This is a genomic window from Candidatus Accumulibacter meliphilus, assembly GCF_036625345.1.
GTDB lineage: Bacteria > Pseudomonadota > Gammaproteobacteria > Burkholderiales > Rhodocyclaceae > Accumulibacter > Accumulibacter meliphilus.
The window spans coordinates 12,387-32,678 of record NZ_JAZKTZ010000007.1 but is presented as its reverse complement, the minus strand read 5'-3'; the positions used below and the strand labels follow the sequence as shown (position 1 = coordinate 32,678).

The window sequence follows — 20,292 nt, the reverse complement described above, 5'->3', positions numbered from 1 at the left end:
GGATAGAGAACCATGGGACGTTCCGTTAAAAAGGGCCCGTTTGCCGATGCCCATCTGATCAAAAAGGTGGACGCCGTGCGCGCGACGGGCGACAAGCGCCCGATCAAGACCTGGTCGCGCCGCTCGACCGTATTGCCGGATTTTGTTGGCCTGACGATTGCCGTGCATAACGGCAAGCAGCACGTACCGGTGTATGTCACAGAGAATATGGTCGGGCATAAGCTCGGCGAGTTTTCGCTGACACGCACTTTCAAAGGTCATACCGCTGGCAAAAAGGCAAAGAGGTAGAACAATGAATATGGAAACTCGTGCTGTTTTGCGCGGCGTTCGCCTGTCGAGCCAGAAAGGTCGACTGGTTGCCGATCAGATCCGCGGTCTGCCGGTGGATAAGGCCCTCAACATCCTCACTTTCAGCCCGAAAAAAGGTGCGGCAATCATCAAGAAAGTGCTCGAGTCGGCGATCGCCAACGCCGAGCACAATGACGGTGCTGATATTGATGAGCTGAAAGTCACAACCATCTGCGTCGAGAAGGGCATGGTGCTCAAGCGCTTTACGGCACGGGCGAAAGGGCGCGGCAACCGGATCGTCAAGCCGACCTGTCACGTTTTTCTGACCGTCGGCAACTGAGGAATAAGTATGGGACAAAAGATTCATCCTACTGGGTTTCGGCTGGCTGTTACTCGTGATTGGTCGTCGCGCTGGTATGCGAACAAGAAAGACTTCGCTGGAATGCTCAACGAAGATGTGCAAGTCCGCGAGTTCCTGAAAAAGAAACTCAAGCACGCGTCCGTCGGCCGCGTTCTTATTGAGCGCCCTGCCAAGAATGCGCGCGTGACTATTTTCTCGGCGCGCCCTGGCGTGGTTATCGGCAAGAAGGGCGAAGAGATCGATAATCTGCGCGGTGCGCTGCAGAAGATCATGGGCGTGCCTGTGCATGTCAGTATCGAAGAGATTCGCAAGCCGGAAATCGATGCGCAGTTGATCGCGGATTCGATTACCCAGCAACTCGAGAAGCGCATCATGTTTCGCCGAGCGATGAAGCGGGCGATGCAGAACGCCATGCGGCTCGGTGCGCAAGGGATCAAGATCATGAGCTCGGGTCGCTTGAACGGTGCCGAGATCGCTCGTCGCGAGTGGTATCGCGAGGGGCGCGTGCCGCTGCACACGCTGCGTGCCGACATTGACTATGCCACCTCGAAAGCGCTGACGACCTATGGTCTGATTGGTGTCAAGGTCTGGGTCTACAAGGGCGAAACAATTAGTCGCCACGATCAGACGCTAGCGGCTCCGGACGGAGCGGCCGACGAGCAGACACGCAAACCGCGTCGTGCGACCCGTCCCGGGGATGCCGAGCGACCGCGCGTCGCGGTGAGGGTAAAGCCAGAGGGCCAGGAAGACGCAGCAGGGGTCGAGGGAGCCGCTCCGGACGCGAAGGCGCCGGTGAAACGTGTAAGAAAGGCAGGAACCACAGATGCTTCAGCCAACTAGAAGAAAGTACCGCAAAGAGCAGAAAGGCCGTAATACCGGCCTCGCGACGCGCGGAGCCAAGGTGAGTTTCGGCGAGTACGGGCTCAAGGCAATTGGTCGCGGTCGCTTGACGGCTCGTCAGATCGAAGCCGCCAGGCGGGCCATGACGCGCCATATCAAGCGCGGTGGCCGGATATGGATTCGGATTTTCCCGGACAAGCCGATTTCGAAGAAACCTGCGGAAGTGCGCATGGGAAGCGGTAAAGGAAACCCGGAATACTGGGTTGCCGAGATCAAGCCCGGCAAGGTTCTGTACGAGATGGATGGTGTAAACGAAAGCCTGGCGCGTGAAGCGTTTTCGCTGGCTGCTGCGAAGCTGCCGATTCCGACGGTTTTCGTAACGCGTATGGTAGGTTGATCATGAAAGTCAGTGAACTCAGAGCAAAAACGGTCGACGAACTGAACAAGGAGTTGCTGGACTTGCTGAAGGCCCAGTTTGGTCTACGGATGCAGCTGGCAACGCAGCAGTTGTCCAACAATAGTCAGATCGGTAAAGTGCGTCGGCAGATTGCGCGCGTACGCACGCTTCTTCGTGAAAAGGCAGTTCAACAATGAGCGAGACCACCAGTAGCAAGCGCACCTTGGTCGGGCGCGTCGTCAGCGACCGCATGGACAAGACGGTGACGGTCGTCGTCGAGCGCCGTGTCAAGCACGCGATTTACGACAAGATCATGATGCGCTCAAGCAAGTACCACGCGCATGATGACAGTAATGAAGCCAAGGCAGGTGACCTGGTCGAAATCCAGGAGTGTCGCCCGCTATCAAAGAGCAAGTCGTGGGTTGTCACCAAGCTCCTAGAACGCGCGGTTGCGATTTAAAGCTTGCTTTGTCCTCAAGAGCGGCTATAATGCCGCCTTCCTCGCGCTCGGCTGACTCTCGCCTCTGAGCGTTTCTACCCCTACGGGTTCCAAGACTGACCGCTGCTGCGGGCCAAGTTGGAGTGACAGATGATTCAAGTACAGACAGTTCTCGACGTGGCCGATAACACCGGTGCGCGCTCGGTGATGTGCATTAAAGTGCTGGGTGGCTCCAAGCGCCGCTACGCGAGTGTCGGCGACATTATCAAGGTCACCGTCAAGGATTCGGCGCCGCGTGGGCGTGTCAAGAAGGGCGACGTATACAGCGCGGTGGTTGTGCGCACGGCCAAGGGTGTGCGCCGCACGGATGGCTCCCTGGTCAAGTTCGACCATAACGCGGCTGTCCTCCTGAATAACAAGATGGAGCCGATTGGTACGCGTATCTTCGGGCCGGTCACGCGCGAGCTGCGCGGCGATCGGTTCATGAAGATCGTCTCCCTGGCGCCGGAAGTGCTGTAAGGAAGGTCATGGAAAAGATTCGTAAAGGCGATGACGTCGTCGTCATTGCTGGAAAAGACAAGGGAAAGCGCGGATCCGTGCTGCAGCGCACTGATTCCGAGCATGTGCTGGTCGCCGGGGTTAATCGCGTCAAGAAGCATGTCAAGCCAAATCCCGTAAAAGGTATCGTCAGCGGCATCATCGAAAAAGAGATGCCGCTGCACGTATCAAATGTATCGCTCTACAATCCGGCGACCAAAAAAGCGGATCGTGTTGGCTTCAGGTTGCTTGAAGACGGTACGAAAGTGCGCTTTTTCAAATCGAACGGCGAAGTGTTGGGGGCCTAAGGAGTAGTCATGGCACGTTTACTGGATTACTACAAGACCACGGTGGTGGCACAGCTTACCGAAAAGTTCGGCTACAAGTCGGCCATGGAAGTGCCGCGTATCACCAAGGTGACGCTCAACATGGGTGTGGGTGAGGCGATCGCTGACAAGAAGGTGCTTGAGCACGCGATTGGCGACTTGACCAAGATCGCCGGCCAGAAGCCGGTGACCACCAAAGCTCGCAAATCGATTGCTGGCTTCAAAATTCGCACCGGCTATCCGATTGGCTGCATGGTCACTCTGCGTGGGCCGCGCATGTTCGAATTCATCGATCGTCTGGTGACTGTGGCGCTGCCGCGGGTGCGTGACTTTCGCGGCATATCGGGTAAGGGTTTTGATGGCCGTGGTAATTACAACATGGGCCTCAAAGAACAAATCATCTTCCCGGAAATCGAGTACGACAAGATCGACGCGCTGCGCGGCATGAACGTCAGCGTCACGACGACTGCGAAGACCGATGACGAAGCGCGTGCCTTGCTTGGCGCGTTTAAATTTCCCTTCAGGAACTGAGACGAAATGGCAAAACTCTCTGTGATCAACCGTGGTGAGAAGCGGCGCAAGACAGTCGAAAAGTATGCCAAGAAGCGTGCCGAACTGATGGCGGTCATGAACGACCAGACCCTTTCGGTGGAGGATCGCTTCGAGGCGCGGCTGAAAGTGCAGGCGCTGCCGCGCAACGCGAGCCCGGTTCGGCTGCGTAACAGGTGTGCGTTGACCGGTCGTCCGCGTGGCGTCTTTCGCAAGTTCGGTCTGGGTCGTGGCAAGCTTCGCGACTTCGTCATGCAAGGTGAAGTCCCCGGAATGATCAAGGCTAGCTGGTAGGCAGGAGAGAACGATATGAGTATGAGCGATCCGATCAGCGATATGCTGACGCGCATCCGGAATGCCCAGATGGCAAGCAAGGCCTCCGTCGCCATGCCGTCTTCCAAAGTAAAGATTGCCATCGCCCAGGTGTTGAAGGACGAGGGTTACGTCGAAGATTTCGGCGTCAGTCCCAACGATGGCAAGCCGATTCTGGAGATTGGCTTGAAATACTACGCCGGTCGTCCGGTGATCGAGCGAATCGATCGCGTTTCCCGGCCAGGCCTGCGGATCTATCGAGGTGCCGACAACATTCCTCCGGTCATGAACGGTCTTGGTGTGGCCATCGTGTCAACACCCAAGGGTGTCATGACTGACCGCAAGGCACGCGCCAGCCATATTGGCGGCGAAGTGCTCTGCGTCGTCGCGTAAGGGGTAGCTATGTCCCGCGTTGCAAAAAAACCAATTGTTCTGCCGCAGGGTGTCGCGGTAGATCTGTCGTCCGATCGCATTTCCGTGAAGGGCCCGCTGGGCGCTCTCGAGTTTGCGTCGCATCCGGCGGTCACTGTCGTGCTTGAAGACGGAAGCCTGTCGTGCAAGCCGGTGGCCGGAGTGGCCGAGTCAGTCGCCATGTCTGGCACGATGCGCGCTGTCGTGGCCAATATGGTGACCGGGGTGAGCGCCGGCTTCGAGCGCAAGATGAATCTCGTTGGTGTCGGCTATCGTGCCCAGGTGCAGGGCGACACGCTTAATCTGACGCTCGGATTTTCGCACCCGGTTGCCTACAAGCTGCCAAAGGGTGTCACTGCGACGACTCCGACGCAGACCGAAATCGTCATCAAGGGTGTCGACCGGCAACTCGTCGGCCAGGTGGCCGCAGAGGTTCGTGCCTATCGTCCGCCGGAGCCTTACAAAGGCAAGGGTGTTCGCTATGTCGACGAAGTGGTCGTGATCAAAGAAACGAAGAAGAAGAAGTAAGGGTGCTGAGATGATTGACAAGAAACAGGCGCGTTTGCGCAGGGCTCGCAAAACCCGGGCCAAAATTGCCGAACTGAAGTCGGTACGTCTGTCGGTTCACCGCAGCAACTGCCACATCTATGCGCAGGTGATTTCAGCCTGTGGCACCAAGGTTCTCGCTGCCGCCTCGTCGCTGGAGCCGGAAGTGCGCAAGAGCTTAGCCAACGGAGGTGATGTCGGTGCCGCCAAGGCGATTGGGCAACTGGTTGCCGAGCGTGCCAGGAAGGCCGGGATCGAGCAGGTCTCCTTCGATCGGTCCGGGTTTCAATATCACGGACGGGTCAAGGCACTTGCCGAGGCCGCGCGTGAAGCCGGCCTTAAGTTCTGACCGCCGCACCCTGCAAAGAATTGGAGTAATCAATGGCTAGACCACAAGGCAGAAAACCGCAGCAGTCTGACAAACCCGATGACGGCATGCGCGAGAAAATGATTTCGATCAACCGCGTAACGAAGGTGGTCAAGGGCGGTCGGATTCTCGGTTTCGCGGCGCTTACCGTCGTTGGTGATGGTGACGGACGCGTGGGTATGGGCAAGGGCAAGTCGCGCGAAGTGCCGGTGGCTGTTCAAAAGGCCATGGAAGAAGCGCGGCGCAACCTGATCAAGGTAAGCCTCAAGAACGGTACCCTGCAACATACCGTTTTTGGCCGGCACGGTGCATCGACGGTGATGATGCAACCTGCGCCGGAGGGTACGGGTGTCATCGCCGGTGGTGCGATGAGAGCAGTATTCGACGTGATCGGAATGACCAACGTGGTCGCCAAGGCGCACGGGTCAACCAATCCTTATAACGTTGTCCGGGCGACGATCAACGGGCTCCGCTCGATGACCACGCCTGCCGAGGTTGCGGCCAAGCGGGGCAAGACCGTCGCCGAGATCCAGGGGTAAGAGATGCTTGAGAAGAAAGTGAAAGTGACGCTTGTCAGGAGCCTGATCGGCACCAGGGAATCGCATCGTGCGACAGTGCGCGGACTGGGTCTGCGGCGGATGCATAGTAGCGCGATACTCGAAGATACTCCGGCGGTTCGCGGGATGATCAACAAGGTCAGCTATCTCTTGAAATGTGAGGGCTGAGATGGAACTGAATACTGTTCAAGCTGGCGAAGGCGCCCGCACAAACAAGAAGCGCGTTGGCCGTGGCGTCGGTTCCGGTTGGGGTAAGACTTGTGGACGTGGTCACAAAGGCCAGAAATCACGTACCGGTGGCTTCCACAAAGTGGGTTTCGAAGGCGGTCAGATGCCTTTGCAACGCCGCCTCCCCAAACGTGGCTTCAAGTCGCTGACCGGCTCCCGGAATGTTGAAGTACGGCTGTCCGACATCGAGCGCTTACCGGTCGATGAGATCGATTTGGCGACCTTGCGTCAGGCGAACCTGGTGCCTCAGCAAGTGCTGTCGGCAAAGGTCGTATTGTCGGGTGGGGTCACGCGGAAAGTGTCGCTCAAGGGTGTTGGCGCAAGCGCTGGCGCTCGAGCCGCGATCGAGGCCGCGGGCGGCAGCGTCTCCGAATAACCAGTTGGCAGGGGTGATATTCTTTGGCAACTAGTCCCAGCACAGTCAGCAAAGGCGGAAAGTTCGGCGACCTGAAACGTCGGCTTTGGTTCCTGCTCGGCGCTTTGGTTGTGTACCGGATCGGTGCGCACATCCCCGTTCCCGGAATCGATTCACAAGTGCTCGCCGAACTCTTCGGTCGGCAGCAGGGCGGCATTCTGGGCATGTTCAACATGTTCTCCGGCGGCGCCTTGTCACGGTTTACGATTTTTGCGCTGGGGATCATGCCGTATATTTCGGCGTCGATCATCATGCAATTGATGACCCATGCCAGCCCGCAGCTCGAAGCGCTGAAGAAAGAGGGCGAAGCTGGCAGGCGCAAAATTACGCAGTACACGCGCTACGGCACTGTCGCTCTGGCTCTGTTTCAGGGCATCGGGATCGCCGTGGCGGTAGAGTCGCAGCCGGGCCTGGTGCTGGACCCGGGAATGATGTTTCGCTTTGTCACCGTCACCACGCTGGTTACGGGGACGATGTTCCTGATGTGGCTGGGTGAGCAGATCACTGAACGCGGCCTCGGGAACGGAATTTCGCTGATCATTTTTGCGGGGATCGCGGCGGGGTTGCCAAGTGCCATCGGGGGTCTGCTGGAGCTGGTCCGGACTGGCGCGATGCATCCTCTGACGGCGCTGGTGATCTGTGTTCTGGTTGTGCTGGTTACCGCTTTCGTGGTCTTCGTCGAACGTGGGCAGCGCAAAATCCTGGTCAACTATGCCAAACGGCAGGTTGGTAACAAGGTTTACGGCGGCCAAAGCTCGCATCTGCCGCTGAAGCTGAACATGGCGGGGGTGATTCCGCCGATCTTTGCTTCGTCGATCATTCTCTTTCCAGCGACGATAGCCGGCTGGTTTGGTAGTGGTGAGTCGGGGCGTTGGCTGAAGGATATCGCTGGCGCGTTGTCGCCAGGGCAACCGATCTATGTGATGCTTTATGCGGCAGCAATTATTTTCTTTTGCTTTTTCTATACGGCCCTGGTTTTCAACTCCAGGGAGACGGCAGACAATCTCAAGAGAAGCGGGGCCTTCGTTCCGGGGATTCGACCGGGCGATCAGACGGCTCGCTACATTGACAAGATACTGATGCGTTTGACACTGGTCGGCGCTCTCTACATCACCATCGTGTGCTTGCTACCGGAGTTCATGATCCTGAAGTGGAACGTACCCTTCTACTTTGGCGGTACTTCGCTATTGATCATCGTCGTTGTGACGATGGATTTTATGACCCAGGTGCAGGCCTACACGATGTCGCACCAGTACGAGAGCCTGCTGAAGAAGGCTAACTTCAAAGGCTCCGGGTTACCGGCGAAATAGGATGGCAAAGGAAGACTTAATTGAAATGCAGGGTGAGGTTATCGAAAACCTCCCCAACGCAACATTTCGGGTGAAACTGGAGAACGGTCACGTGGTTCTTGGTTTTATCTCTGGCAAGATGCGCATGCACTACATTCGCATTCTGCCAGGTGACAAGGTGACGGTTCAGCTGACACCCTATGACTTGAGCAGAGCGCGAATAGTCTTCCGCGCCAAGTGAAGAATCTCTACGCAACAATTCGGTTTCAGGCTGGCTGCGCCTGCTGCCGAAGAATCAGGAGTTAACAATGAAAGTGCTGGCCTCTGTGAAGCGCATCTGCCGGAAATGCAAGATCGTTCGGCGTCACGGCATTGTGCGCGTGATCTGTACGGATCCACGTCACAAACAGCGTCAAGGTTGATCGCTGCGACCCGGATTCATGGGTCGTCAGTCGGTTGAAGGTATAACTGTAAGTTTGGATTAGTTGGGGTGAATCAATGGCCCGCATCGCAGGCGTAAACCTACCGAACCACCAGCACGCCGAGATTGCGCTTACCGCGATCTACGGTATTGGGCGTCCGCGCGCACAGAAGATTTGTGATGCTGCTGGGGTTTTACGTTCCACCAAGATGAAGGATATGACGGAAGCGGAGTTGGAGCGTTTACGCGACCAGATCGGCAGATTTGCCGTCGAGGGCGATTTGCGCCGCGAAGTCACGATGAGCATCAAGCGCTTGATGGATCTCGGTTGCTACCGTGGCCTTCGTCATCGCAAGGGCCTGCCGTCTCGCGGTCAGCGTACGAAGACCAACGCCCGTACCCGCAAAGGTCCGCGCAAGCCGATCGCCGGCAAGAAGTGATTAGGAAATAGGATCTGACCATGGCCAAGACCGCTGGAAAAGTTCGCAAGAAAGTCAAGGTAAAGAAGAACGTAGCTGAGGGCGTCGCCCATATTCACGCTTCGTTCAACAATACCATCATTACCATCACCGACCGTCAGGGTAACGCCCTGTCCTGGGCTACCTCGGGCGGCGCCGGTTTCAAAGGCTCACGCAAGAGCACGCCGTTTGCGGCGCAGGTGGCTGCTGAAGCGGCCGGCAAGGTGGCTGTCGAGTGTGGCGTCAAAAACCTCGAAGTGCGGATCAAGGGCCCTGGCCCGGGACGCGAGTCTTCGGTGCGTGCACTCAACGCGCTCGGCATGAAGATTACGGCGATCACCGATGTGACGCCGATCCCGCACAACGGCTGCCGTCCGCCGAAGAAGCGTCGGATTTAAGGAGAAGATAGAGTGGCTCGCAACCTAGATCCGAAGTGCCGTCAGTGCCGCCGCGAAGGCGAAAAGCTGTTCCTGAAGGGTGAAAAGTGTTTTACCGACAAATGCGCTATCGAGCGTCGCTCGTATGCACCGGGACAACACGGCCAGAAATCGGGACAGCGTCTGTCCGACTATGGCGTACACCTGCGCGAAAAGCAGAAAATCCGGCGTATCTACGGCGTCCTCGAGGGACAATTCCGCAAGGTCTACAAGGAAGCGGACCGTCGCAAGGGTGTGACCGGCGAGGTGCTGCTGCAGTTGTTGGAAGCGCGCCTTGATAACGTCGTTCATCGCATGGGTTTCGCGGCATCGCGTTCGGAGTCCCGCCAACTGGTCAGGCACAATGGCATGCTGGTGAACGGTCGTCGGGTCAATATCCCGTCTTACCAGGTGCGTCCAGGCGACCTCGTCGAGGTTTGCGAGAAGGCCAAGGCGCAGCTTCGTGTCAAGGCTTCGGCCGCAGCTGCCGAATCGCGGGGTTTTCCGGCGTGGGTAGAGGTGGACGCAAAAACGCTGAAAGGCACCTACAAGGCGCATCCGGAGCGGAGCGAACTGCCGCCGACGATCAACGAGAGTCTGGTCATCGAGCTTTACTCGAAGTAGTAGTGGCTAGGCAGGCTTGACGGCATCAGGCAAAGGACAGTACATGCAAAGCAGTGGACTATTTAAACCGCGCATTATTGATGTGCAGAGCTTGTCGCCGGTGCATGCTCGGGTGGTCATGGAACCGTTTGAACGCGGTTACGGACATACTCTGGGCAATGCGCTGCGGCGGATTTTGCTCTCTTCGATGCCCGGCTACGCGCTGACCGAGGTAAGCATAGACGGTGTCCTCCACGAGTACTCATCAATGGATGGCGTTCAGGAGGATGTTGTCGATATCCTCCTCAACCTCAAGGGCGTGGTCTTCAAGTTGCACAATCGCGAGGAGGTCGTTGTTCGTCTCGCCAAGGAAGGCAAGGGCGTCGTTCGTGCGGCGGATATCGAGGTTTCTCACGATGTCGAGATTATCAATCCGGAACACGTGATTGCGCACCTTTCAGCCGGTGGCAAGCTGGCCATGGAAATGAAGGTGGAAAAGTCGCTTGGCTATGTGGCAGGCAATCTGCGCGACTTGGGCGAGGGTGGAAAGAGCATCGGCAAGCTGGTCCTCGACGCGTCATTCAGCCCGGTTCGCCGGGTCAGCTATAACGTTGAGAGCGCTCGTGTTGAGCAACGCACCGACCTTGACAAGCTGATCATGGAAATCGAGACCAACGGCGCGATTGAACCGGAAGAGGCGATTCGCACCGCGGCTCGTATTCTGATGGAACAACTCTCGGTGTTTGCCGATCTTGCCGGAACGGCTTTGCCCGTCGAGTATCAGAAGACAGTGCAGGTTGATCCGCTACTGTTGCGCCCGGTGGATGATCTTGAGCTGACTGTGCGGTCGGCGAATTGTCTGAAAGCGGAAAACATTTACTACATCGGTGACCTGATTCAGCGGACCGAGAACGAGCTGCTGAAGACGCCTAATCTCGGGCGGAAGTCGCTTAACGAAATCAAGGAAGTGTTGGCCGCGCGCGGCCTGACGCTTGGCATGAAGCTTGAGAACTGGCCGCCGGCCGGGCTCGAGAAATAAGTCGCCGGACAAGAACAGGAAGGAATTGATATGCGTCACCGTTTGGGTCTTCGCAAACTGAATCGTACCAGCGCCCATCGGCTGGCGATGTTGCGCAATATGACTGTCTCTCTGCTGCGTGAAGAGGTCATCAAAACAACTTTGCCCAAGGCAAAGGAACTTCGCCGGGTTGTCGAGCCGATCATCACGCTTGGCAAGAAGCCGAGCCTTGCCAATCGGCGCCTGGCGTTTGACCGCCTACGCGACCGCGACATGGTCGTCAAGGTGTTTGATGAGCTTGGACCGCGTTTTGCGACGCGTAATGGCGGCTATCTGCGGATTCTGAAGTGTGGTTTCCGTGTCGGTGATAACGCCCCGATGGCTCTGGTCGAATTGCTCGACCGGCCCGAAGGCGAGGCGGCTACGGTCGCTGCCGAGTAAAGGCCGGGGCTCGCAAGCTGGCGTAAGCGCCGACGCGGATAAAAACAAAAGAACCAGGCCTGGCCTGGTTTTTTTTGTGCGTGACGTTGGCGGCTTTTCGTCAGCGGGTGCTGCCGCCGGCCGGGACGAGAGTGTGCTATGCAGCGCTTGGCGCCGCCTCCTCCTGCTGCTGCAGTTCCCACATCTGCGCGTAGAGGCCTCCGGCCTGCAACAATTGCAGGTGCGAGCCGCGCTCGACGATGCGCCCGGCGTCCATGACCAGGATCTGGTCCGCATTCATGATCGTCGATAGGCGGTGGGCGATGACCAGCGTGGTCCGCCCGCGGGCCGCGTTGTCAAGGCTGGCCTGGATCGCTTTTTCGGTTTTTGAGTCCAGCGCCGACGTGGCTTCATCAAAGATCAGCACCGGCGGGTTCTTGAGCAGCGCGCGTGCGATCGCCACGCGCTGTTTTTCACCGCCCGAGAGTTTCAGGCCACGCTCGCCGACGCGTGTTTCGTAGCCATCAGGGAGCTGCTCGATGAAACGCGCCAGCTGAGCCGCTGCCGCAGCAGCCAGGACCTCTTCGTGGCTGGCGTCCGGGCGGCCGTACTGGATGTTGTAGTAGATGCTGTTGTTGAAGAGCACGGTATCCTGCGGAACGATGCCGATCGCGGCGCGCAGGCTGGCTTGGGTCAGCTCTCGTAAATCGCTCCCGTTGGCGCGGATCTCGCCGCCGCTGACATCGTAGAAGCGATACAGGAGGCGCGCCAGGGTTGATTTTCCGGAGCCCGACTCGCCGACCACGGCGACCGTGTCGCCGGCAGGGATGGTGAAGTCGACGCTGTGCAGAATCTGACGGTTCGCTTCGTAGAAGAAGTCGACGGCGCAGAAACGGACCTGCACGGGGCCGGGCGGCAGCATGGTGGCGGTGGGTGCGTCGGCGATTTCGCGGTTGACAGCGAGCAGACCGAACATGCGCTCGATGTCGGTGAGCGACTGTCGTATTTCGCGGTAGACGACGCCGAGGAAGTTGAGTGGCATGTAGAGCTGAATCAGGAAGGCATTGACCAGTACCAGGTCACCAATGGTCATCGTGCCATCAACGACGCCAGCGGCAGCTCGCCACATCATGGCCGTCACCCCCAGGGCGATGCTGACTTGCTGACCAAGGTTCAGCCAGGAAAGCGAGATTCGGCTTCGCGTCGCGGCGTCTTCCCAGTCGCCCAGTTGTTGGTCGTAGCGTTGCGCTTCATATTCCTCGTTGTTGAAATATTTGACCGTCTCGTAGTTGATCAGGCTATCGATGGCGCGCGTATTGGCGGCCGAGTCGGTCTCGTTGACTTTTCGTCTGATGGCGATTCGCCAGTTGCTCACCTTGACCGTGAACACTACGTAGGCGCCCAGCGAAGCCAGGGTAATCAGGACGAAGATGCTGTCGTAGCGGGCAAAGAGGATGGCCAGGACGAGACCGATTTCGACCAGGGTGGGGAGGATCGAATAGAGCGCATAGCTGATCAGATTGGAAATCGAGCGGCTGCCGCGCTCGATATCGCGCGACACCCCACCGGTTTCACGATGCAGGTGAAAGCGAAGTGACAGTTCGTGCAGGTGGCGAAAGACTTCCACCGCAATGCGCCGCACCGCGCGTTGGGTGACGCGCGCAAAGAGGATTTCGCGCAACTCCGTAAACAAGGTGCTGGAAAAACGTAGCGCGCCGTACAAGGCGAGCAGCAGGGCCGGCAGCACCAGCACCTGCCGCTCGCTGCTCAGGGCGTCGATCATGTCCTTGAAAACCAGGGGTACCGCAACGGTGGCCAGCTTGGCAGTGAACAGGCAGGACAGGGCCAGCAGGACGCGCCACTTGTACTGCCACAGATACGGGACGAGCTTGTTCAGCGTCAGCCAGAGGTGAGCGTCGGCGGTTGGTGGGCGATCGAGAGCGGCGGTGGACGTGGTAGAGCGGCGCATGTGAGTGATGAGGTGGTGGTTGGCCAGCGCTGCAGTATGCCTGCTGTGACGGCGCAGGGTCGCGAGGCCGGTACAGAAAGATGCAAAAAAGCCTTGCATTTGCCAGTCCCTCACCCTAACATTCAAACGAACGTTTGAACTTGGCTTGGGCACACACGCAGGCTCGGTTGCTAGCGGTTCATTGAAGCACTCCAGACTGAACATTTTTGGACCATCGATCTCATGGCCGATCAGAAGACCAATCACGATACTCGCGAACGCATCCTGGATGTCGCCGAGCTTTTGTTCATGGCGCACGGTTATGAAGGGACGTCAATGCGCGTGATCACCACCGGTGCTGAGGTCAATCTGGCGGCTGTTAATTACCATTTCGGTTCCAAGGAGGCGCTGCTGTGCGAGGTTTTCCGGCGCCGGCTCAGCTGGCTGAATCGCGAGCGGCTGCACGCGCTCGACCTACTCGAAGCGGAGGCCGCTGGCGCGCCGCTGAAGCCTTCGCAAATCCTCGAAGCTTTTTTTGGCACGCTGTTGCGCATTGGTGAGGACTCCTCTCTTGGCGGCATGACTTTCCTGCGCCTGCTCGGTCGCACCTTGACCCAGCCGGCGGAGTTCATCCGCACTTTTTTTGCCAGCGAGTATGCGGAAGTAATCGACCGCTACAAGCAGGCCCTGTTCAGCGCCTTGCCCGACGTTCCGAAAGCCGAGCTCGTCTGGCGCCTGCATTTCATGCTCGGTGCCATGTCCTACGCGATTGCCGGCACGGACGTCCTGCGCGTGCTTACCGGCTGTGAGTTGGGGGATTGGGCCGGTGAGGGCGCTGCTGACAGCGTCGACGATCGCGCTCTCGCCAGGCGGCTTGCGCAGCGCTTGATGCCCTTTCTGCTCGGTGGCCTGCGCGCCCCGCTGCCGTCGGCTCTGCAGTCACTGACCTCTTCACCCGCTTCGCCCAGCGAGGGCGACACGGCGCCTCAAACCCCGAATCACTTACAGGAGAAACAGCCATGATCACGACGATCATCATGGTGCTCATCGGCATCACTCTGCTGAGCATTGCCATACTGATCAGCGTTCGCCCCTGGCGGCAGGCGCTGATAAGCCGTCGCGTTTTCGCGACCTACAAACGCATCCTGCCGCAGATGTCGGACACCGAGCGCGAAGCGCTCGAAGCCGGAACGGTCTGGTGGGACGGCGAACTGTTCCGCGGCAATCCCGACTGGAACAAGCTGCTCGCCTATCCGGTGCCAAAACTCAGCGCTGAAGAGCAATCCTTCCTGGACGATGAAGTCGAGGAGGCCTGTGCGCTGGTCGATGACTGGAAGGTCACCAGCGAAGACTTCGACATGACGCCGGAAGCGTGGCAGTACATCAAGGACAAGGGCTTTCTCGGGATGATCATTCCGAAGAAATACGGGGGTCTGGAGTTCTCGGCGTTCGCGCATTCGCAGATTGTCACCAAATTGTCGACGCGCAGCTCGTCCTTGTCGGTGTCGGTGATGGTGCCCAACTCGCTTGGCCCCGCCGAACTTCTTCTGCACTACGGTACTGACACGCAGAAGAATCACTACCTGCCACGCCTGGCCAAGGGCCTCGAAGTGCCGGCTTTCGCCCTCACCAGTCCGTGGGCCGGTTCCGACGCCGGCTCGATCCCCGACGTCGGCATCGTCAGCAAGGGAGTCTGGAAAGGCCAGGAAGTGGTCGGCATGCGGGTCACCTGGGACAAGCGCTACATCACGCTGGGTCCGGTATGCACCATCCTCGGCCTGGCGTTTCACCTCTATGACCCCGACGGGCTGCTTGGCGACAAGAAGCATATCGGTATTACCTGCGCGCTGGTGCCGCGCGACACGCCGGGTGCCGATATCGGTCGCCGCCACGTGCCGCTGAATGCGATGTTCATGAACGGTCCGACGCGTGGCCAGGAGGTGTTCATGCCTTTGGACTACGTGATCGGCGGTCCGGGCATGGTCGGGCAGGGCTGGCGGATGCTGATGGAGTCTCTGGCCGCAGGTCGCTCGATCTCGCTGCCTTCGTCGAATGCCGGCATGGCGCAGCTTACGGCTCGCACGGTCGGCGGCTACGCCCGCGTTCGCAGCCAGTTCAAGATGGCTATCGGGCGCTTCGAGGGCGTCGAAGAGCCGCTCACCCGCATTGCTGCCTACACCTACATGATGGACGCCGTGCGCAAGATGACTGCCGGCGCCATCGATCTCGGCGAGAGGCCGTCGGTGGTTTCGGCGATCGCCAAATATCATGTCACCGAGCGTGCTCGCCAGGTGGTCAATGACGGCATGGACATTGTCGGCGGCAAAGGGATCTGCCTGGGCCCGTCAAACTTCATTGGCCGCGCCTATCAGCAGTTGCCGATCGGTATCACCGTCGAAGGCGCGAATATCCTGACGCGCAGCATGATTCTCTTTGGCCAGGGCGCTATCCGCTGCCATCCCTACGTGCTCAAGGAAATGAAGGCGGCCTACAACCCGGATGCCAAGCAGGGCTTGCTTGACTTCGACGAGGCTTTCTTTGGTCATGCCGCATATACCGTCAAGCACGCCTTCGGTGCGCTTGGGAAGGGTCTGACTGGTTCGCATTTCGTTTCGGTGCCGGCCAATGTGGCGCCGGAGACCAGGCGCTATTACCAGCAACTGACACGCTTCTCTTCGGCTTTCGCTTTCCTCGCCGACATCTCGATGCTGGTCCTTGGTGGCGAACTGAAGCGGCGCGAAAAGCTCTCTGCGCGTCTGGGCGACATTCTGTCAATGCTCTATCTGTGCTCGGCGACGCTCAAGCGTTACGAGGCGGAAGGCCGTCAGCAGGCCGATGCACCGCTGATGCACTGGGCTATGTGGGACACCATGTACAAGGCGCAAATGGCTTTTGACGGCGTGATTGCCAACTTCCCCGTGCGCTGGATCGGGCGCATGCTGTATCGCATCGTTTTCCCGCTCGGTCATCCTTACGACGTGCCGTCGGACAGGATCGGGCACCAGGTGGCCAAGCTGATGATCGAGCCGTCTGCTTCGCGCGATCGACTGACGGCGGAAACCTATCTGCCGAAAGTGGCTAGCGAACCCGTCGGTGCGGTCGAACTGGCCCTGCTGGCGACGATCGAGGCGGAGCCGCTAGAGGCCAGGATTCGGGCGGCGGAAAAGGCCGGCGCGCTGGTCGACAACCCGGACGCCAACGTTCGCGATCTGGCGCATGCAGCCTTCGCCGCCGGCATCGTTACCACAGCCGAGTACGCAGTACTCAAGCGGCGCAACGAGCTGCGCGACATCGTCATCCATGTCGACGATTTTCCATACGATCTGGGCCGTTCGCGCGCACAAGCCCTGCTTCACAAGGCGGCAGCGTAGAGGTGATCGAGGCGGTATGCGGAGGTACGGCGCTTGCGCCATGCCTCTGTCCTTGATTTGCAGCGAGAATTAACTCAGGAGACAGAATGGGATTCCAGCCAGTGTATGTGGTGGACGGTGCGAGAACGCCGTTCCTCAAGGGGCGCAACGCGCCCGGGCCATTTTCGGCCAGCGATCTGGCGGTACAGGCTGGCCGCGCGCTGCTGATTCGCCAGTCCTTCTCGGCCAGCGATTTCGACGAGGTGATTCTCGGTTGCGCCAGTCCTTCGCCGGACGAAGTGAACATCGGCCGTGTTGTCGCCCTGCGCCTGGGTTGCGGTCACAAGGTGCCGGCGTGGACGGTGATGCGTAACTGCGCCAGCGGCATGCAGGCGCTCGATTCGGCAATCGCCAATATCCAGAACGGACGCTCGCAACTGGTCCTGGCCGGTGGTGTCGATGCCCTGTCGCACGCAGCGCTGCTGTACTCGGAAGCGATGGTGCGCTGGTTCGCGCAGATGATGCAGGCGAGGACGCTCAGCGAGAAGGCCGCTGTGTTCGCCAAGCTGCGTCCGGCACAACTGCTGTCGCCGGTGATCGCTCTGCTGAAAGGTTTGACCGACCCGAACATTGGTCTGCTGATGGGGCAGACGGCGGAAAATCTTGCCTGGCGCTTCGGGATTTCGCGTCACGACATGGATCAATTCAGCGTTGGTAGCCACCAGCGAGCCGTTGCCGCCCGTGCCGCCGGACACCTTGGCGAGATCGTTCCGCTGCTTGACACTCAAGGCACGGTCTATGGCGAAGACGATGGTGTGCGTGCCGATTCGAACCTCGCTGCTCTGAGCAAGCTGAAGCCGTTTTTCGATCGTCGTTACGGTCGCGTCACGCCGGGCAACAGCTCGCAAATCAGCGACGGTGCCGCCTGGCTGATCCTCGCCTCCCAGGCCGCCGTAGACAAGTGGCGGCTCGAGCCACTCGGCAGAATCACGGATAGCCAATGGGCTGCTCTCGACCCGGCGCAGATGGGCCTTGGTCCGGTCCACGCGGCGACGCCAATCCTGCAACGCAACGGGTTGGCGCTCGATGACGTCGACCTCTGGGAAATCAACGAAGCCTTCGCCGCGCAGGTGCTTGGCTGCCTGACTGCCTGGGAATCGGACACGTACTGCCGTGAGCAGCTGGACTTGCCGGCGGCCTTTGGCTCGCTGCCGCGGGCGCGTCTCAACGTCGATGGCGGAGCGGTTGCCGTCGGTCATCCGGTCGGCGCGTCGGGCGCGCGTATCGTTCTACACCTGCTGCTTGCCTTGCGCGCAGCCAAGGCCAGGCGCGGCGTCGCAGCGATCTGCATCGGCGGTGGTCAGGGCGGTGCGATGCTCGTCGAGAGCATCAGCTGATGGCAGTCACCGGCAAACATGAGGACAAGGCATGAATATCGATAGCAATGCTTACCGCAACTGGCAGCTCAAGGTGGATGGCGCAGGGCTGGCCTGGGCGACATTGGACAAGGCTGGCGAGACGACCAACTCACTGTCCAGCGAAGTGATGGACGAACTGGCATCGATTCTCGCTCGCTTCGACAGCGAGCCACCGAAGGGGCTGATCTTCCGTTCCGGAAAGTCGGCAGGCTTTATCGCCGGTGCGGACATTCAGGAGTTCACCCGGCTCGACACGCCCGCAAAAGGCATCGCGCTGGTCGAGCGCGGCTGGCAGCTCTTCAATCGTCTGGCCGCGGTCAGCTATCCGACGCTGGCGCTGGTGCGCGGCCATTGCCTGGGTGGCGGTCTCGAACTGGCGCTGGCCTGCCGCTATCTGCTGGTCGTCGACGAGCCCGCGACGCGGCTGGGCCTGCCCGAGGTGATGCTGGGCATCGTTCCTGGCTGGGGTGGCATGTTGCGTCTGCCCGAGCGGATTGGCCCCCAGGCGGCACTGGACATGATGCTTACCGGCAAGGCGCTCGATGCCAAGCGCGCCAAGCGCCTTGGTCTGGCCGACGACTGCGTGCCGGCCCGGGTCATGGACAACGCTGCCGCCCTGCTGATTGTCGCCGATCAGCCGCGTCGGCGTCCGCCCGTGCTGCAGCGGCTGCTCAATGGTCCGCTCAAGCGTCTGGTTGCGCGCGCCGCGAGAAAGCAGGTCGCCAGGCGCGCGCGCGTCGAGCACTATCCGGCGCCCTACGCCATCATCGATATCTGGGAGAAGTACCAGGGCAATGCGCTGGCCGCCCCCGAGTTGATCGACAGCATCGTTCGTTCGCCGACGGCGCGCAATCTGGTGCGCGTGTTTTTCATGCAGGAGCGATTGAAGGGTTTCGGAAAAGCGAGTACCTTCCAGGCCAAACGGGTGCACGTCGTCGGAGCCGGCGTGATGGGCGGCGACATCGCCGCCTGGTGCGCCTTGCGCGGACTGACGGTTACCCTGCAGGATCAGGGAATGGAACGAATCGCCCCGGCCTTGCAACGCGCTTACGCGGCGTACAGCAAGCGCATCAAGGATCCGCGCGAGTTGCGCGACGTCATGGACCGGCTGATTCCCGACCCCGAAGGACACGGCGCCAAGAGCGCCGACGTGGTGATCGAAGCGATTTTCGAGAACCTCGACGCCAAGCGCGCCTTGCTCGAGCGACTCGACGCCGTGATCAAGCCGGACGCGGTGCTGGCGACCAATACTTCCAGCCTCAGAATAGAGGAGTTGAGCAGTGGTTTGAGCCGGCCGGGACGGTTGATCGGAATTCACTTCTTCAATCCGGTGGCCAATATGCCGCTGGTCGAAGTCGTGGCCGGCGACGGCGCCGACACGGAAATGCTGGCGCGTGGCACGGCCTTCGTCAAACAAATCGATCGCTTGCCGCTGCCGGTCAGGAGCGCGCCCGGATTCCTGGTCAACGCGGTTCTCGGGCCCTACATGCTCGCAGCGATGCGCGCGGTCGACGAGGGGCTCGCGCTGGAAACCGTCGACGAAGCGATGCTCGCCTTCGGCATGCCGATGGGGCCGATCGAGCTGGTCGACATGGTCGGTCTCGACGTCGCCATGGCCGTAGGCAAGAGTCTCGCGGGCGCTGATGGGGAGCCGCCGCGCTGTCTGTTCGAGCGCTTCAACGCCGGCCACCTCGGCAAGAAATCGGGGCGGGGGTTCTACGAATATCGGCAAGGAAAAGCGGCCAAGGGCGTGCCAGGAAGCGTGCCGGCCGGTCTTGCCGAGCGCCTCGTCGCGCCCTTGCTCGAACGCACGCAGCAGCTGGTCAACGAAGGCATCGTCGCCGACGCCGATCTGGCTGATGCTGGAGTCATTTTTGGTACCGGCTTCGCGCCGTTTACCGGTGGGCCGCTCAATTATTTGAGGAATCGCAATGTCTGACACCATCGCTCAATTGCCGGACAAGCAGCCGATTCTGCGGGTGATGCCGATGCCCGCCGACGTCAACCCGCAGGGCGACGTTTTCGGCGGCTGGATCATGGCCCAGGTCGACGTCGCGGGAGCGATTCCGGCGATGCACCGGGCGCGTGGCAGGGTCGCGACGGTGGCGGTAAACTCCTTCCTTTTCAAACAGCCGGTGTCGGTCGGCGATGTGGTGAGCTTCTTTGCCGAGGTCATCGAGACCGGCCGGACATCAATCAAGGTCAGGGTCGAGGTCTACGCAGAGCGTAATCCGACGCAGCCAATTACCGTAAAAGTCACCGAAGCCGTGCTCACCTATGTTGCAATAAACCAACACGGTGAGAAGCAGTTGCTGCCAAATGCTCGTTAGCGGAAGATTTTTTTGACATCGGGCCTTAGCATGAGGCTGTAGACCACT

Annotated in this window: 30 protein-coding genes; 29 read left to right on the top strand and 1 reads right to left on the bottom strand. The window is 59.6% G+C overall.

From position 1 onward, the window contains the following. Nucleotides 1-12: 12 nt before the first annotated feature. From rpsS to rplQ, 24 genes are all read left to right on the top strand, one after another. Complete coding sequence (gene rpsS, locus V5B40_RS15045) at nucleotides 13-288, top strand: 30S ribosomal protein S19 (RefSeq protein ID WP_042333105.1); 276 nt, start codon at nucleotides 13-15, stop codon at nucleotides 286-288. Nucleotides 289-298: 10 nt separating this feature from the next. Further along, nucleotides 299-628 (top strand): 50S ribosomal protein L22, encoded by a 330-nt coding sequence (rplV, locus tag V5B40_RS15040; protein ID WP_332355506.1) that lies wholly within the window; start codon nucleotides 299-301, stop codon nucleotides 626-628. Between the two features lie 9 nt (nucleotides 629-637). Further along, a complete protein-coding gene (gene rpsC / locus V5B40_RS15035) occupies nucleotides 638-1,489 on the top strand; it encodes a 30S ribosomal protein S3 (protein ID WP_332355261.1) in 852 nt (283 codons plus the stop codon). After that, nucleotides 1,473-1,886, top strand: a complete 414-nt coding sequence (gene rplP, locus V5B40_RS15030) for a 50S ribosomal protein L16 (protein ID WP_332355260.1) — start codon at nucleotides 1,473-1,475, stop codon at nucleotides 1,884-1,886. The genes rpsC and rplP overlap by 17 nt, the downstream gene beginning before the upstream one ends. Before the next feature lie 2 nt (nucleotides 1,887-1,888). Then, nucleotides 1,889-2,083 (top strand): 50S ribosomal protein L29, encoded by a 195-nt coding sequence (gene rpmC, locus V5B40_RS15025; protein WP_034923805.1) that lies wholly within the window; start codon nucleotides 1,889-1,891, stop codon nucleotides 2,081-2,083. Continuing rightward, a complete protein-coding gene (gene rpsQ / locus V5B40_RS15020) occupies nucleotides 2,080-2,346 on the top strand; it encodes a 30S ribosomal protein S17 (protein ID WP_332355259.1) in 267 nt (88 codons plus the stop codon). Before rpmC ends, rpsQ begins: the two co-directional genes overlap by 4 nt. A gap of 129 nt (nucleotides 2,347-2,475) precedes the next feature. Beyond that, nucleotides 2,476-2,844, top strand: a complete 369-nt coding sequence (rplN, locus tag V5B40_RS15015) for a 50S ribosomal protein L14 (protein ID WP_169066522.1) — start codon at nucleotides 2,476-2,478, stop codon at nucleotides 2,842-2,844. 8 nt (nucleotides 2,845-2,852) lie between these two features. After that, nucleotides 2,853-3,170: a 50S ribosomal protein L24 gene (gene rplX / locus V5B40_RS15010; protein ID WP_332355258.1), complete on the top strand. Its 318-nt coding sequence runs from the start codon at nucleotides 2,853-2,855 to the stop codon at nucleotides 3,168-3,170. Between the two features lie 9 nt (nucleotides 3,171-3,179). After that, entirely contained in the window at nucleotides 3,180-3,719 is a 540-nt protein-coding gene (gene rplE / locus V5B40_RS15005) for a 50S ribosomal protein L5 (RefSeq protein ID WP_169066524.1), read from the top strand. 6 nt (nucleotides 3,720-3,725) lie between these two features. After that, on the top strand, nucleotides 3,726-4,031 hold the full coding sequence (rpsN, locus tag V5B40_RS15000; RefSeq protein WP_332355257.1) for a 30S ribosomal protein S14: 306 nt from the start codon (nucleotides 3,726-3,728) through the stop codon (nucleotides 4,029-4,031). Between the two features lie 15 nt (nucleotides 4,032-4,046). Beyond that, nucleotides 4,047-4,442, top strand: a complete 396-nt coding sequence (gene rpsH, locus V5B40_RS14995) for a 30S ribosomal protein S8 (protein WP_332355256.1) — start codon at nucleotides 4,047-4,049, stop codon at nucleotides 4,440-4,442. Between the two features lie 9 nt (nucleotides 4,443-4,451). Then, complete coding sequence (rplF, locus tag V5B40_RS14990; RefSeq protein WP_332355254.1) at nucleotides 4,452-4,988, top strand: 50S ribosomal protein L6; 537 nt, start codon at nucleotides 4,452-4,454, stop codon at nucleotides 4,986-4,988. Nucleotides 4,989-5,001: 13 nt separating this feature from the next. Next, complete coding sequence (rplR, locus tag V5B40_RS14985; RefSeq protein ID WP_332355505.1) at nucleotides 5,002-5,355, top strand: 50S ribosomal protein L18; 354 nt, start codon at nucleotides 5,002-5,004, stop codon at nucleotides 5,353-5,355. Between the two features lie 32 nt (nucleotides 5,356-5,387). Then, nucleotides 5,388-5,912, top strand: a complete 525-nt coding sequence (gene rpsE / locus V5B40_RS14980) for a 30S ribosomal protein S5 (RefSeq protein WP_291996233.1) — start codon at nucleotides 5,388-5,390, stop codon at nucleotides 5,910-5,912. Nucleotides 5,913-5,915: 3 nt separating this feature from the next. After that, on the top strand, nucleotides 5,916-6,098 hold the full coding sequence (gene rpmD / locus V5B40_RS14975) for a 50S ribosomal protein L30 (RefSeq protein ID WP_291996234.1): 183 nt from the start codon (nucleotides 5,916-5,918) through the stop codon (nucleotides 6,096-6,098). 1 nt (nucleotide 6,099) lies between these two features. Then, nucleotides 6,100-6,534 carry a 50S ribosomal protein L15 gene (gene rplO, locus V5B40_RS14970; protein WP_332355253.1) on the top strand — a complete coding sequence of 145 codons (435 nt, stop codon included), beginning with the start codon at nucleotides 6,100-6,102 and terminating at the stop codon, nucleotides 6,532-6,534. A 23-nt stretch (nucleotides 6,535-6,557) separates the two neighbouring features. Then, nucleotides 6,558-7,883, top strand: a complete 1,326-nt coding sequence (gene secY / locus V5B40_RS14965; RefSeq protein WP_332355252.1) for a preprotein translocase subunit SecY — start codon at nucleotides 6,558-6,560, stop codon at nucleotides 7,881-7,883. A gap of 1 nt (nucleotide 7,884) precedes the next feature. Next, on the top strand, nucleotides 7,885-8,103 hold the full coding sequence (gene infA / locus V5B40_RS14960; RefSeq protein WP_015767904.1) for a translation initiation factor IF-1: 219 nt from the start codon (nucleotides 7,885-7,887) through the stop codon (nucleotides 8,101-8,103). Nucleotides 8,104-8,170: 67 nt separating this feature from the next. Further along, the gene (gene rpmJ, locus V5B40_RS14955) at nucleotides 8,171-8,284 is read left to right on the top strand and encodes a 50S ribosomal protein L36 (RefSeq protein ID WP_169066530.1); all 114 of its coding nucleotides are present in this window, start codon (nucleotides 8,171-8,173) and stop codon (nucleotides 8,282-8,284) included. Between the two features lie 76 nt (nucleotides 8,285-8,360). After that, nucleotides 8,361-8,723 (top strand): 30S ribosomal protein S13, encoded by a 363-nt coding sequence (rpsM, locus tag V5B40_RS14950; RefSeq protein WP_169066531.1) that lies wholly within the window; start codon nucleotides 8,361-8,363, stop codon nucleotides 8,721-8,723. A 20-nt stretch (nucleotides 8,724-8,743) separates the two neighbouring features. Further along, a complete protein-coding gene (gene rpsK / locus V5B40_RS14945; RefSeq protein ID WP_043563774.1) occupies nucleotides 8,744-9,139 on the top strand; it encodes a 30S ribosomal protein S11 in 396 nt (131 codons plus the stop codon). 12 nt (nucleotides 9,140-9,151) lie between these two features. Then, entirely contained in the window at nucleotides 9,152-9,781 is a 630-nt protein-coding gene (rpsD, locus tag V5B40_RS14940; RefSeq protein WP_332355251.1) for a 30S ribosomal protein S4, read from the top strand. Nucleotides 9,782-9,824: 43 nt separating this feature from the next. Continuing rightward, nucleotides 9,825-10,799 carry a DNA-directed RNA polymerase subunit alpha gene (locus tag V5B40_RS14935; protein ID WP_332355250.1) on the top strand — a complete coding sequence of 325 codons (975 nt, stop codon included), beginning with the start codon at nucleotides 9,825-9,827 and terminating at the stop codon, nucleotides 10,797-10,799. A gap of 30 nt (nucleotides 10,800-10,829) precedes the next feature. Continuing rightward, on the top strand, nucleotides 10,830-11,219 hold the full coding sequence (gene rplQ, locus V5B40_RS14930; RefSeq protein ID WP_332355249.1) for a 50S ribosomal protein L17: 390 nt from the start codon (nucleotides 10,830-10,832) through the stop codon (nucleotides 11,217-11,219). A 136-nt stretch (nucleotides 11,220-11,355) separates the two neighbouring features. Here the strand turns inward: rplQ and V5B40_RS14925 are convergent, their stop codons facing one another. After that, nucleotides 11,356-13,167, bottom strand: coding sequence for an ABCB family ABC transporter ATP-binding protein/permease (locus V5B40_RS14925; RefSeq protein WP_332355248.1), 1,812 nt, complete (start codon nucleotides 13,165-13,167; stop codon nucleotides 11,356-11,358). A gap of 222 nt (nucleotides 13,168-13,389) precedes the next feature. On the opposite strand from V5B40_RS14925, the gene V5B40_RS14920 reads away from it, so the two are divergent. The 5 genes from V5B40_RS14920 (at nucleotide 13,390) to V5B40_RS14900 (ending at nucleotide 20,244) form a co-directional block, all read left to right on the top strand. Then, nucleotides 13,390-14,169 (top strand): TetR/AcrR family transcriptional regulator, encoded by a 780-nt coding sequence (locus V5B40_RS14920; RefSeq protein ID WP_332355247.1) that lies wholly within the window; start codon nucleotides 13,390-13,392, stop codon nucleotides 14,167-14,169. Next, nucleotides 14,166-16,517: an acyl-CoA dehydrogenase gene (locus V5B40_RS14915; RefSeq protein WP_332355246.1), complete on the top strand. Its 2,352-nt coding sequence runs from the start codon at nucleotides 14,166-14,168 to the stop codon at nucleotides 16,515-16,517. Before V5B40_RS14920 ends, V5B40_RS14915 begins: the two co-directional genes overlap by 4 nt. A gap of 86 nt (nucleotides 16,518-16,603) precedes the next feature. Further along, on the top strand, nucleotides 16,604-17,893 hold the full coding sequence (locus tag V5B40_RS14910) for an acetyl-CoA C-acetyltransferase (protein WP_332355245.1): 1,290 nt from the start codon (nucleotides 16,604-16,606) through the stop codon (nucleotides 17,891-17,893). Between the two features lie 31 nt (nucleotides 17,894-17,924). Continuing rightward, nucleotides 17,925-19,853 carry a 3-hydroxyacyl-CoA dehydrogenase NAD-binding domain-containing protein gene (locus tag V5B40_RS14905; protein ID WP_332355244.1) on the top strand — a complete coding sequence of 643 codons (1,929 nt, stop codon included), beginning with the start codon at nucleotides 17,925-17,927 and terminating at the stop codon, nucleotides 19,851-19,853. After that, nucleotides 19,846-20,244, top strand: coding sequence for an acyl-CoA thioesterase (locus V5B40_RS14900; RefSeq protein ID WP_332355243.1), 399 nt, complete (start codon nucleotides 19,846-19,848; stop codon nucleotides 20,242-20,244). Before V5B40_RS14905 ends, V5B40_RS14900 begins: the two co-directional genes overlap by 8 nt. Nucleotides 20,245-20,292: the final 48 nt, after the last annotated feature.